The sequence below is a fragment of the Polaromonas sp. CG_9.7 genome (genome assembly GCF_015752205.1).
Classification (GTDB): Bacteria; Pseudomonadota; Gammaproteobacteria; order Burkholderiales; family Burkholderiaceae_C; genus Polaromonas.
Genome location: NZ_JADOVG010000010.1, coordinates 40,692 through 53,452 on the forward strand (window position 1 = coordinate 40,692; position 12,761 = coordinate 53,452).

At 60.8% G+C, this 12,761-nt stretch carries 9 protein-coding genes and 1 pseudogene; 7 read left to right on the forward strand and 3 right to left on the reverse strand.

Annotated features, from left to right (window positions below):
• Positions 1 to 84 precede the first annotated feature (84 nt).
• Positions 85 to 2,559 (reverse strand): DUF3772 domain-containing protein, encoded by a 2,475-nt coding sequence (locus IWX87_RS11610; protein WP_196863683.1) that lies wholly within the window; start codon positions 2,557 to 2,559, stop codon positions 85 to 87.
• A gap of 91 nt (positions 2,560 to 2,650) precedes the next feature.
• Positions 2,651 to 3,886, reverse strand: coding sequence for an MFS transporter (locus IWX87_RS11615; RefSeq protein ID WP_196863684.1), 1,236 nt, complete (start codon positions 3,884 to 3,886; stop codon positions 2,651 to 2,653).
• A 162-nt stretch (positions 3,887 to 4,048) separates the two neighbouring features.
• Here IWX87_RS11615 and IWX87_RS11620 point away from each other — a divergent pair.
• Together IWX87_RS11620 and IWX87_RS11625 are read left to right on the forward strand one after the other, a co-directional pair.
• Positions 4,049 to 4,324, forward strand: a pseudogene (locus IWX87_RS11620) (helix-turn-helix domain-containing protein); the annotation flags it as partial.
• A 189-nt stretch (positions 4,325 to 4,513) separates the two neighbouring features.
• Complete coding sequence (locus tag IWX87_RS11625) at positions 4,514 to 4,672, forward strand: hypothetical protein (RefSeq protein ID WP_196863685.1); 159 nt, start codon at positions 4,514 to 4,516, stop codon at positions 4,670 to 4,672.
• Between the two features lie 109 nt (positions 4,673 to 4,781).
• Here IWX87_RS11625 and IWX87_RS11630 read toward each other — a convergent pair whose 3' ends face one another.
• Positions 4,782 to 4,931, reverse strand: a complete 150-nt coding sequence (locus IWX87_RS11630) for a hypothetical protein (RefSeq protein ID WP_196863686.1) — start codon at positions 4,929 to 4,931, stop codon at positions 4,782 to 4,784.
• 548 nt (positions 4,932 to 5,479) lie between these two features.
• Here IWX87_RS11630 and IWX87_RS11635 point away from each other — a divergent pair.
• The 5 genes from IWX87_RS11635 to IWX87_RS11660 all read left to right on the forward strand — a co-directional run bounded on the left by IWX87_RS11635 (position 5,480) and on the right by IWX87_RS11660 (position 12,528).
• Positions 5,480 to 6,169, forward strand: coding sequence for a response regulator transcription factor (locus IWX87_RS11635; RefSeq protein WP_231374758.1), 690 nt, complete (start codon positions 5,480 to 5,482; stop codon positions 6,167 to 6,169).
• Between the two features lie 1,800 nt (positions 6,170 to 7,969).
• Positions 7,970 to 10,348 carry a response regulator gene (locus IWX87_RS11645; protein WP_196863689.1) on the forward strand — a complete coding sequence of 793 codons (2,379 nt, stop codon included), beginning with the start codon at positions 7,970 to 7,972 and terminating at the stop codon, positions 10,346 to 10,348.
• 199 nt (positions 10,349 to 10,547) lie between these two features.
• Positions 10,548 to 11,096 carry a CreA family protein gene (locus IWX87_RS11650; protein WP_231374757.1) on the forward strand — a complete coding sequence of 183 codons (549 nt, stop codon included), beginning with the start codon at positions 10,548 to 10,550 and terminating at the stop codon, positions 11,094 to 11,096.
• Between the two features lie 116 nt (positions 11,097 to 11,212).
• Positions 11,213 to 12,205, forward strand: coding sequence for a DnaJ C-terminal domain-containing protein (locus IWX87_RS11655; RefSeq protein WP_196863690.1), 993 nt, complete (start codon positions 11,213 to 11,215; stop codon positions 12,203 to 12,205).
• Positions 12,202 to 12,528, forward strand: coding sequence for a chaperone modulator CbpM (locus IWX87_RS11660; RefSeq protein ID WP_196863691.1), 327 nt, complete (start codon positions 12,202 to 12,204; stop codon positions 12,526 to 12,528). The genes IWX87_RS11655 and IWX87_RS11660 overlap by 4 nt, the downstream gene beginning before the upstream one ends.
• Positions 12,529 to 12,761: the final 233 nt, after the last annotated feature.

The window sequence follows — 12,761 nt, forward strand, 5'->3', positions numbered from 1 at the left end:
AGTTAGGCCATGGTAGCAGTCGCGTGGTCAGAAAATGCCAATGTACGCCAGCAACTCCGCCCGCGCAACCGTAAGCGTTTCGCCTCAAGCCAGCGGTGGCGGCAAAGGCTGATCGAGTGCCTTGTCCTGCGCTTCACGCAGCACCAGTCCGGCCGGCTTGACCAGTGAAATATCGGCCTCGCGCAGCCGCCTGAGCACGTCGAACAGCAAGGCGCTGCGAACACCGTAAGCCATGCGCGGCGAGTCGACGAAGGCGGTCGCGTTGAACACCATGCCGGCGCTGTCGATGGCATCGAGTTGCACGCTGGGCTCGGGCGTCTTCAGCACGTCGGCATGCGCTGCAAACAGCTCCAGGATCAGGCTGCGAACCTGGTCAGCGTCGGCGTCCAGCGGCACCGGCAGCAGGATCTTGACCAGCCCGAGCGGATTGGCGTGGGTGACGTTGCGCACGGTCTTGGTGATGAACTCCGAATTCGGCACTATCACTGTCGAGCGGTCACCCATCTGGATTTCAGTGGCCCGCACATTGATGCGGCGGATGTCGCCCTCAATACCGCCCAGCGACACCCAGTCGCCGACCTTGACCGGCTTTTCGGCCAGCATGATGATGCCCGAGACAAAGTTCTGCACCACCGCCTGCAAGCCAAAGCCGATGCCCACCGACAAGGCGCTGGCCACCCACGCAATGCGTTCCAGTCCGATGCCGACGGCCGCCATTCCCATCGACAGCGCCAGCAGGTTGCCGGCATAGGCAAACAGCGTGGACGTCCAGACCTGCATGCCGGCATCGAGCGACGTGGTTGGCAGGAATTCTTCCTTCAGCCAGCGCCTGAGGATACGCACCACGACCAGGCACAAGATGATGACCAGCGCGGCCTGCAGCACCGCCACCGGCAAGATTTGAAATTCGCCAATCGAAATCCCCTGGTGCAGCTTGTCGGCGCGTTCAAACAGCTCGGACGGTCCTTCGCCAAACGGCGCCAGCAGCAGCAGCACGGCCAGCGCCACCACCAGCAGCCGGCCCACACCGGACAGCAGCACGGCGGCTTGCGCCCGCATCTTGAGAAAGCGTGATGCCGGCATGTCGGCGGCTGCAGCGGCGTCTGCCGTTGAGCTGGCATTGCTGGCGTCGCTGGCCGGGCTGGTCTTCGGTCCCAGCAGCGCCATGAAACCATCATCGACAAGCACCGCCAGCAAATAGGCAGAGCCCAGCACCACCGCCATCCAGGCCATCTGGTGCACCACAAAGCTGCCCAGTGCCACGTAGCCAAGCAGCAGCGCCATCAGGCTGCCCGCCACGCCCACACAAGCCAGCCCGAACACCGTTGTCAGCCACAGCGGACTTGGCGGCCAGCTCGCAGCCGTGTTCGGGTCGCGCAGGGCGCGGCGGCGCGCCAGGTCAGTCAACAGCAAGCCCAGACCCATCGCCAGGCCCATTGCCAGCGCGACAATGCAGTCGGCCGCCACTGTGGTCACCAGGCTGGCATTGATCTGCGCGGTCAGTTGCATGAGCGCCCAGGTCAACACCATCAGCAGCGCCAGGACCGCCGGCAGCCACCGCAATCTGAGGGCCACCACATCGGGCAATGGCAGCAGCCGCCATGACGACCGGACCGGCAGCAGCAGCGCGTGGCCCAGGCCGACGACGTAGCCGCCAAAACAGATCACACCGGCCAGCCGGCCCATCAGCGGCGCCAGCGACTCGGGCAGCGGCGCGACCCAGACCAGCCCCAGGTAAACCGCCTCGGCCATCAGACCGGCCGTAATGGCAGGCAACAGCACCCCTGTCCAGGCATACAGCGACCGGCGCAGACGGCCGGGTGGCACGCGCGTGGTGGTCAGCCTCAGCAACGCACGCCCCACCCAGACATACAAGCCCAGCAGCACCAGCAGCGCCACGCCCACACTGACCCAAACCGCCGTGCCACTGGCGCGCGCGGCAAAGGCCAGCGCGTCGGCTTGGCGGCGTGCACGCAGCAGGTCGCCAGGAATTTCCATTCGCAGTTCGGCCCAGAACAGGCTGCTCAGGATCGACGAGGTGCGCTCGCCCAGCCGGGCCTGGAATTCGGAGCGCCGCAGCGCCGAGATTTCACCGGCCGTCTGCTCGCTTTCCACCGACAGCAGCTTGGCCCGCTTGAACTGGGCGTCAAGTTCGGCGCGCACCTTGTTCAGCTGGGTACGCAGCACCGCCACGTCGGGCGCCTCGGGCTGCCCCGGCGTGAGCGGGCCGAGTTCAGCCAGTCGCGCCTGGACGCTCGCCAGCTGCGGCTCCAGCAATGCGGCCGCCGCGTCAGCCTGGGTGCCAGCGGCCAGCACGCCAGCGCGCAACGGCAGCAGGTCGGCAGCTTCTTTCGGCGGACTGTCGAGGACTTTGCGCGCCTGGTCAATCTGCGCGCGCGCAGCGTCCAGCGATGGGTCGATGTTGTCCGGCTGCGCCTGCGCGCTCAACGCCGCCAGCACCAGCATGCCAACGGCCAGCAGACGCAGCCAGCGGAGTCCGGTCCAGGCACCGGCCCGGTGAGAAGGAAAGTCGGAATGGGGCGACAAAACTAGGCGCATCACAAGGCTGCAACGCGGGCACGTGGCAGGCAGGAGTCAAGAAGACCGCCATCATAGAGGGGCTGGCGGCACTGGTCCGACCGGCGCTGCTTCAGGCTGCGACCAGCACGGTGCGACGCACCCGCCGCACATTGAAGGCGCTGGCAATCAGCACACCCTGGGTGAGCGCCAGCCCCAGCAGCACGCCACGGTACTGGCCATGGTCCATCATGACGCCAAAGATCAGCGGCGCTACCGCCTGGCCGATGTCCAGCCCCGCATAGACCACGCCATAGACGCGGCCGGTCGCGTTTTCAGGTGTCGAACGCTTGACCAGCAAATCACGCGACGGCCCCGCCATGCCCGAGGCAAAACCCATCATGCCGAACAGCACCGGCACCACACCCGGAGGCAAGCTGCCCAGGGCCAGCACCAGCGCCACGGCCGCTGCCATGCCATAGCCAATGCCGACGATGCGCTCGCACCACGTCGGATCGGCTGCCAGAAACCCGCCCAGCACCATGCCGCCAGCAGCGCACACCATGTACACCGTCAGGCACACAGCCACCAATGTCAGCGGCATGCCGTGCAGCTGGCGCGCCGCCTCGGGCGCAAAGGCCTGCACCACGCTGAGCACGACCGCATTCCAGAAGAAAAAGGAAAAGCACATCCAGACGGCAGGAATCTTCAAAAAATCCAGATTGCCACCGGCCGCTGTGGCATTGGCGGTCGGCTCGGCCGGCTGGAGCGCCAGCTTGTCACGCTGAAGCAGCAGGACCAGCAGCACGCCAAACACCAGCACTCCGGCAGTCGTCAGCGCGATGCGCCAGGAAAAGGCAAACGTCAGGGACACCACCAGCGCCGGCGCCAGCGCCCAGCCCAGGCTGCCGGTGATGCCGTGCACGCTGTAGGCATGGCCCAGCCGGGACGCGCTGACCTTGCGGTTCAGCAATGTGTAGTCAGCCGGGTGGAACACGCCGTTGCCAATGCCGCCGACCACCGCAAAGCAAGCCAGCATGCCGTAGCTGGTGCTGATGGCGTAACCCAGCGCCGCTAGACCCAGCAGCGCCAGGCCGCCGAACAAAATGGGACGCGGGCCGAAGCGGTCCACGACAAAGCCAGACAGCGCCTGCACCGCGCACGACACGACGAAGAAAATCGTCATCAAAAACCCGAGCTGCGCATAACTGACGTCAAACGCATCCTTTAACCAGGGAAACAGCGGCGCCAGCAGCAACTGGCTGAAGTGACTGGTCATGTGGCCCAGCCCGACCAGTCCAATCACGCCGGCGTCGGTGCGCAAGGAAGAAGCGCCAGCGGGCGGCTGAAGGGTGCTTGAAGTGCTCATGGCTGCATCGTAATACTGGCTCCAGAATTCTGAAATGCGACAAATCGTCATGTTTCATCGAATACCGGACAAACCTGCCCCGCCGTTGTTTCCATTCACATGCGTAGCAACACCGGCCTTCTGCCCTTTCCCGTCGGCGACAGCGGCCTGTTCACGCCCCGCTGGGCGGCAGATGTGGGCGCCAGCGAACGCTCGGTGACGCGGCTGTTTCGCGAGCAGCCAGGACTTGGCTAACAGCAATGGCGCCAGCAGGCCATCCTGGCGCATGCGCTGCCGATGCTGGCGCGTGGCGAGTCGGTAGGCAATGCCGCCACTGCCAGCGGCTACGCCAGCGAAAGCGCTTTTTCAGCGATGTTCAAGGCCACCATGGGCCAGCCACCTAGCCAGTTCCATGACACGCGGGTGCGGCGTAAAAACTTGGCCTGGTTTGCGCTTTAAGTCCCATACCAATCCCGAGAGACAAAAAACCAAAGCCAGCGATCTGAGTGAGAGCGGCATTGGCTTTCGGTGGAGGTTTGGAAATGTTGTCTCAGCAAATCATTGCCCGGCCCCAGCCGTACGATTTCGACCGGTTGGCCCGCAAGGAACCCGTTGGACGCCGCAGACTGCGCCCGATTGCGTTTGGACATGGTTTGGATTTCGGCCCGTGCCGTCAGTCCCTGCGTCGATTCGGTGGAACAAGCCAAATTCAAAAAGGCCCTGAGCGAGGCCGAGCTCGACCCGGCCGAGCAGATGCGGCAACAATGGCGCGAGAGACACCCGGCCAACCGCTGCTACGACGGGTAGGAGCAGATTGTGGATGCCTGCTGCGACGCCTGGAATGCCTTCACGCAAATCCCTGGCGCCATCCGTTCCCTATGCTCCCGAAGCTGCGCAATACGGCCTTCGGCTTCGGTTATCTCATGACACGAGGGGTCAGCATGCCAGGCACTCCTCCAAAACTCATGGTGTTCATGCCCTCCTGGCTGAGTTGATCCTGCAGGCCCGTGGCCAGGCCATCGAGCCTCATCTCGCGCAGCTGCGCCACTGTCGTGTTCATCATCATCGGGTTTGTCTGGCCTCTTTTCTAATCTGCGCGGAGCTGCACTAGAGATCATTTTGGGCAGGTCGCGGCAATCTCAACAATAAACTGAGGCGCAGGACTACAAGCGTAAGTAACCTGCAAGGTTACAAATGGAACTGTCCTTCACATTCGTTTTCCCTGCTTCACAAATTGCCTCATTTTTTTCAAAGCTGCACCAGCCAGCTTTCGCGCAAAGCTGACATGTTGGTTCTGCGTGGCAGTAAGTACGCCAAGCTCCATGCCGACGCATGGCCCGGTCTGGTGTCGGTCTGATGCAAGCGCGCATCGGCAGTCACACCGTCCATCGCACTGGAATGGCGCTTAATGCTCGCAAAAGCACACAGAAGAGGCACATGGCAGGGCAACTCACTACATCGAACTTATAAGGAGCCTGTCCTGTGTCAGTTAGTCCATTTGCAATCCACGAATTGCAGCTTTTAAACAACTCCACAATGGAACCAGAGTTTTTGACAAAAAGCGCTTTCCCGTCAGCCGAACTTTCTCGGGTTGAGCACCCTGGCCTACCTTCGATGTGGCCGGGCTTCCTCACCGGCCAGGCCGAGCAACCAGTGCGGGTGCTGCTGGTCGATGACGATGCGAACATGCGCCGCGTGATTGCGCACGAATTGCTGGCCGACCTGCGCATCGACCTGGTGGAACAGGGCGCCAGTGCACGCGAAGGGCGCCGGCTGATCAGCCAGCGTGAATTTGACGTCATGCTGGTTGACCTGAACCTGGGCGACGGCACGGGCTTTGAGCTGATCGAACACATGAAGTCGGTGCGCCCCACAGCCGAGGCCATTGTCATTTCGGCTATGGAAGATGCGCAGCACGCGATGCATGCGTTCAAACTCGGCGCCACGGGCTACCTGGTGAAGAACTCCTGGTTCGGCAACTTTGCCCAAGCCGTGCTGCAGGTAGTTAATGGGGGAGCCTCCATCACGCCCGGGCTGGCGCGCATGCTTTTGGGCAAATTCGAACCTCAAAATACGAGAGGCGCTGGCACGCCGGACAGTGAAAAAGTCAGGGAAAAACTCTCCGAGCGTGAAAAAGGCGTCCTGCAGTTGGTGGCGTTAGGCCATACGAGCACGGTCATTGGCACGCGCCTGAATATCAGCGGACAGACCGTCAACACGCATATAAAAAACATCTACCGCAAGTTCAACGTGCGCAATCGCGCGCAGGCGGTGAGCTTTGCAGCAGCCCACGGCGTTTTTTAACGCAGTCGTTCAACGCCAGCGTGCGGGATTGCTGCATCAGCAATTTGCAGTTTGGTGAGCTGGATTATTTGTATGAAAGGTTAAGGTTGCCTACCCGGTCTGCACCATGACGAAGAAAATCGCCCTGCCGTCTTCCAGGCATTGGGCAAGGCCACAAGTTGATGGGAAAAAGTTGTCAAAAGCGGCCTGCTCGCGCAGACGTTTCTGGGCCCGACATGGATGTGCATGACCAGAGGCTTGATGCCCGCCACACGCTGCGCGGCATAGCGGGCGCGCTGCTTGTGCGGGTAAATGTCCACCTCGCAGGCCAGCGTTAGCGTTCCGTTCACCGCTTCGTAATGGATTTTTTGCATGCTATTGCGGCTCTCATGCCAATTCCTCGGCGATTTATCTTTCAAAGTGCAGATCCGGTTTCCTCTGGTGTCACTTTCAGCACAAACTTGACGGTAAAGAGTTCGGTAAGCCAGCCACCGAGCGGCTTTGATGACATGGGTGCCGTTTCTTGCGGGTAAGCCGCTGCTGGGCTCTATCTGTCAATAGCGCTATCTTCGCGTGCCGGGCAGGTGTGCGACGCAGGAAACGGCGGCTGATGCGGGCAGGCAATTGTTCTGCTTTTATTCAGCAAACAATGACAAGCGCATGGGGCAATCAGGCGAGTCGTCAGCTCACCTGAAGGGCTGTTTGCACCGTTGAGCGGCAAGCCCTTCAGGAGCGCTTTTTAGGGAGATGGACAGGTTAAGGATCGCCGTTAGCACCGTGTGATTGCACTTCACTGTTTCCCCTAGCGACGCCAAGCCGCACAAACTTCGCATGGCTGCAGCCCTGCTTCGCCTTAACGCAGACAAAAAAACGTCGTGCCAGCGGCTATGTCCCGGTTCCACAGGCTGACGCTCAAAAAGCGCACCGTCGGAAGGTACTGCCTGGCCTTGGATTGGTTTATTTTTGATGCTCAAGTCGGCTGAACGAACTTGTTTATCCACCCAGCAACACCGACACCCATAAATTTGAGAAATTTGAAAAAATCTGATCATTTGCTCAGCAATACTAAGTAACATTAATACAAATTTAGCTTTTTTAAGAAACAACAAGTCATGCGTAGCTTGCTCCATTCATACGCCTTCATCCAAGTGCGCAGCCTCCGACACAAACCGGTTCAATGCGATTTTCGAGGGGCTTGGCCGCGTGCTTGGGTGAACGCCTGCCAGCTATGGGTCAGGGTCGCAGCATCAGCCGTCGTTAACGGAAATACTGTTTTCTCCCTGACCGGGAATTTTGACGGGAATGGCACGGCGTTCGGCCTGTTGCGTGCCGGCGCAACTTGGCGCTGGTGTCTCAAGACCGTTCCTGCGCAAGGCCGCCTTGCACGTGACCAGGGAATTGCCGATGAATGGCACGATGGTCAATGGAGCTGGAAAGACCAACGCCACCAGCCAAAAGCGCAAGGCTTCGAAAATTCACGAGGACCCGGGCCATGCTCCAAACCAGTAGCCCCTTGATCCTGTGGCTGGCCGCTTGCGTCCTGCTGCCGGGCCAGCTGGAGGGCTGGGCCGCCCCCTCGCACCAGAATGCTCAGGGCGTTGCCAGGGCGCTGCCGGTACAGGCGCCGCTTCTCCCGGCAGCGGTGCAAATGACAGCGCTTGGGATTTCGGAATTAGGCCGACGCAGCGTAGTGACCATAGGCTTTGACAAACTGCCGCTAGAGCTTCAATGTGCTCAAAAAGCGACTTCGGAGTCGAAAAGCCCTGAGCCCTGCAAAGAAGCCAATACGACCACAGCACAATAGTACGGGAGGGAATTTTTTTGATCACTGCCACTCCCGTTAACCTCTTGCTTGTCGACAATGAGCCCGACAGCCTGGAGTTGCTTCAGGCGTTTCTGGCTGCACCCGGGGTCGACTTCACACTGGCCAGTTCAGGGTTGCAGGCATTGGACAACATTGAAACTCTTGATTTTGCCGTCATCGTGCTTGACCTGCATATGCATGGAATCAGCGGGTTCGAGCTGGCCCAGCGCATTCGCAACTGCGAGCGCTCCAAATCCACACCCATCATTTTCGTGACCGGCGCGGATCCCCGTGCGTTTCCGATCGAGCAAGCCTATGCGCTTGGAGCCGTGGACTACCTGATCAAACCGGTCAATCCCATCATCTTGCGCGCCAAGGTGGCGGTGTTTATCGAACTGTATCGCCTCATGGTGCATAAGCACCTTGAGATCGAGCGCGAGCACCTGCTCAAAGATGTGCAGGCGGCCAACCAACGGCTGGCCGACGTCTTCAGGCAAGCCCCTGCATTCATGGCCGTCCTGCGCGGACCCGAGCATGTGTTTGAGATGATCAACAATTGCTTCCTCGCGTTGGTGGGCAACCGCACGCTGATCGGCCTGCCAGTCCGGCAGGCGCTGCCCGATCTGGCTGGCCAAGGTTTTTACGAGCGGATGGACCGGGTGTTTGCAACCGGCGAGCCGTTTGTCGGAGTCGATCTGGCGATAGTGCTGCAACCCCACGTTAATGGACCGACCGAAACACGATCGGTCGATTTTGTCTATACGGCGCTGCGCGATACCAATGGCGCCATAAGCGCTGTGCTCGTGCATGGTGTGGACCAGACGCAGCGCAAGCAAGCCGAGGCGGCGTTGCGCGCGAGCGAAGCGCGTTACCGCATGCTGTTCGAATCCATGGGCCAGGGTTTCAGCATGGTTCAGATGTTGGACGGCGCGGAAGGCGCGCCTACCGACTTTCGGATCCTGGAGGTCAACGCCATGGCGTACCAGCATACCGGTCTGTCTGGGGCGGTAGGCAAAACTCTGCGTGAGCTCGCACCCGATGGCGAAAGCCGCTGGCTCGAGCGCATTGCCCAGGTGGCGTTCACGGGGCAGTCGGTGCATTTTGAGGACTTCAGCAAGGTCTTGAATCGCTGGCTTGAGGTATTCGTGCATCCTGTCGACGAACCCGACAACAATAAAGTAGCGCTGCTGTTCAGCGACATCACAGCGCGAAAGCAGTCAGAAGAAGCACTGCAGCAACTCGCCTCTAGCCTACTCGTGGCAGACCGGCGCAAGACCGAGTTCCTGGCCACGCTGGCGCACGAGTTGAGAAACCCGCTGGCGCCCATCACGGCCGGCCTGACCATTGTGCGCTTGCAGACCGATCCGGCGCAGGCCCGCCAGACGCTGGACATGGTGGAGCGCCAAGTCAGCCAGATGGTCATTTTGGTCGATGACCTGCTTGACATTGCACGGATCGGTGGCGGCAAGCTCGAGCTCAAAAAGGAGCTGGTGGAACTCAAGGCAATTGTGTCCGTGGCTATTGAGACCAGCCAGCCGCATATTCAGGATAAGGACCATGCGCTGCGAGTCCAGATGCCAGAAGAAACGCTGGTGCTTGAGGCAGACCCGACGCGCATTGCACAGGTCATCGCCAATTTGTTGAACAATGCCGCTAAGTACACCCCTGGCGGAGGCCGAATCGAACTGTCGGTGCACCGTGACAATGGCCAAGACGGTGAGAACGCAGACGCTGTCATTTCAGTCTCGGACAATGGCATAGGGCTTGCGCAAAAAAGTCTGGACACGATCTTCGAGATGTTCAGTCAGGGCGATTTGAGAGCGGACCGCACGCATGGCGGCTTGGGCATTGGATTGTCACTGGTGCGCCAGCTGGTTCAGATGCATGGCGGAGCTGTGACAGCAGCCAGTGCAGGGCTGGGCCAGGGAAGCACTTTCACCGTCAGGCTGCCCCTGGCGAGTCGCACAGCACTTCCGGCGCTGGACCACAAACGGTTGGGCAGCAAGCCGCCTGCCAGCATCAAACAGCTGCGCATCCTGGTGGTCGATGACCATGTTGATGCGGCAAATGCCTTGGCCACCGTTCTAGCGTTCAAGGGCCATGTGACCGAAATGGCCCACAGCGGCTTGAGCGCCCTGGGCATGGCTGTTGAGTTCAGGCCCGACGTTGCTTTTCTTGACATCGGCATGCCAGGAATGGATGGCTTTGAGACGGCGCGAGCAATGCGCAAGATCGCAGGGCTCGAGTCCATGCGGTTGATCGCGCTAACTGGCTGGGGCTCCCAGTTGGATCGGGCGCGATCGGCAAAAGCAGGCTTTGACCATCACCTCACCAAGCCGGCAGCGCTTGACGCGGTTGATACATTGCTGGCCATGATTGCTGATACCTTGCATTAAGGAGCGGCAGTTGCGCCGACCCATAATCATCGCTGCACCGTCTCATGGTTCAAGCTTAAAACTGGTTGGCCCGATTTCCACGGATAGGATGCGCTTGCCTATCGCATATAGCGCCGAAAAGGCGTTGGAGTTGACCCGTTTCCACGGACAACTTATGGTTCACGATGCTGTTCGGCCTTCCTTCAAGGAGTTTCCCCCAATGCGCACTTCCAACTTTTCTACAGCTTCTACCGCTCCCATCGCTTGCCTGCCCTTCTCCATTTCGCGCCATTGGCGGCGCGCTGCCCTGGCCGCGGCCCTGGTCCTGAGCGGCTGCGGCCTGTCCAGCGCCGAGGAAGTCGGCGCCGTCGACACCGTTTTCAAGTTCATCGGCCCCGACCACAAGATCGTCGTCGATGCCTACGACGACCCCAAGGTCAGCGGCGTGACCTGCTACTTGTCGCGCGCCAAGACGGGTGGCATCAAAGGCGCCTTCGGCCTGGCCGAGGACAAGTCCGATGCGTCGATTGCCTGCCGCCAGACCGGCGTCATCAGCTTTCCTACCGGCAAGCCGTTCGACAAGCAGGAGGAAATGTTCAGCGAACGTATTTCACTGGTCTTCAAGCGGCTGCGCGTGGTGCGCATGGTGGACGCCAAGCGCAACACGCTGGTTTACCTGACCTATTCCGACAGGTTGATCGAAGGCTCGCCGCAAAACAGCGTGACCGCTGTTTCGGTGCCGGTCACGACACCGATTCCGGTGAAATAGCCGGACGAGCCCATGGCTTACACAGCGGCCTGATACAGGACAGTGAAACCGGCGCGTTTTTGCGCTAAGGTGGCTGATGGCCCGCCATGGGTCGCATCTGCACTAAGAAGGCCTTCATGGAATTCAAGGATTACTACACCGTCATGGGCCTGGCCCGTGATGCCGCGCCTGACGAGATCAAACGCGCCTACCGCAAGCTGTCACGCAAATACCATCCCGATGTCAGCAAGGAAAAAGACGCCGACGCACGCTTCAAGCAGCTGGGCGAAGCCTACGAGGTGCTGAAAGACCCGGAAAAACGTACCGCCTACGACCAGCTGGGCCAACACTGGAAAGAAGGCCAGGACTTTCGTCCACCGCCCGGCTGGAACGCCGGCGCCGAACATGCCGGCCGCAGTGCGCCGCGGGATTTTCCGGAGGGCAACGGCGACTACAGCGACTTTTTCGAGTCGCTGTTCCGCCAGGGGTTTGCCACCGACGGCAACCCCGGAAGTTCACGCGCGGGCGCCGGCGGCCAGCGCGCCCGCTACAGCGCCGCTGGCGAAGACCGCCATGCCAAGATCCTCATTGACCTGGAAGACGCCTACAGCGGCGCCACCCGAACCATCAGCCTGCGCGTGCCCGAGATGGACGATCAGGGCCATGTCGTTCCGCGTGAGCACCAGATCAGCTTCAGCGTGCCCAAGGGCATTCGCGCCGGGCAGCATATCCGCCTGAGCGGCCAGGGCGCGCCCGGCGTTGGCGGCGGCAGTGCGGGCGACCTGTACCTTGACGTGGAATTCAACCCACACCCGCTGTTCCGCGTGGAACTGCGCGATGTTTACCTGGACCTGCCCGTGGCGCCATGGGAAGCCGCACTGGGTGCCGATGTGCAAGCGCCCACGCCCACCGGGCGCGTCGAGGTCACGGTGCCGCCCGGCTCGGCGGCCGGACGCAAACTGCGCGTCAAGGGACGCGGCCTGCCGGGCAGCACGCCGGGCGATTTTTACTTCGTACTGCAAATTTCCGTGCCGGCCGCAGACAGCGACAGCAGCAAGGCCTTTTACGAAAGCATGGCCAGGCAGTTCAACACCTTCAAACCCAGAGCCAAACTGCAAGGCCAGCCATGACCACCGACTTCCAACTTGTACACGTCACCGGACTGATCCTCGAAGACCAGACCGAATTGAGCCTGAATGAGCTGTGCCGCGCCTGCGCCGCGCAGACCGAGCGCATTGTCGAACTGGTGGACGAAGGTTTGCTGACGCCGGCCCACAACGCGCCCGGCGAATGGCGCTTCACCGGCGTGCACGTGCAGCGCGCCCGCGTGGCGCTGCGGCTTGAAAGCGACCTGGGCGTGAACCTGGCCGGTGCGGCGCTGGCGCTGGAACTGCTGGAAGAACTGGACACGCTGCGCGCCCGCGTGCTGCGGCTCGAAGCCAGCGGCCGCTGACCGGCAGCGCGGGATTCACCAGATAAATGCCTGTCGCTCTCAGCCCGGACACCCGGAATCAATCGAACCAGCCCGATATGGCATGACACTTTTTATGTAAAAAAGTCCATTCGCGCTTATTGGAAAAGCAGTTTTAGCTATTAAATTTATAGCAGAAAGAGACAAACGCTTACAGCGCGTGGACCAATTCACGCTTATCGTGTCGAATCACTGCCGATGATGCTTTTTTTCTT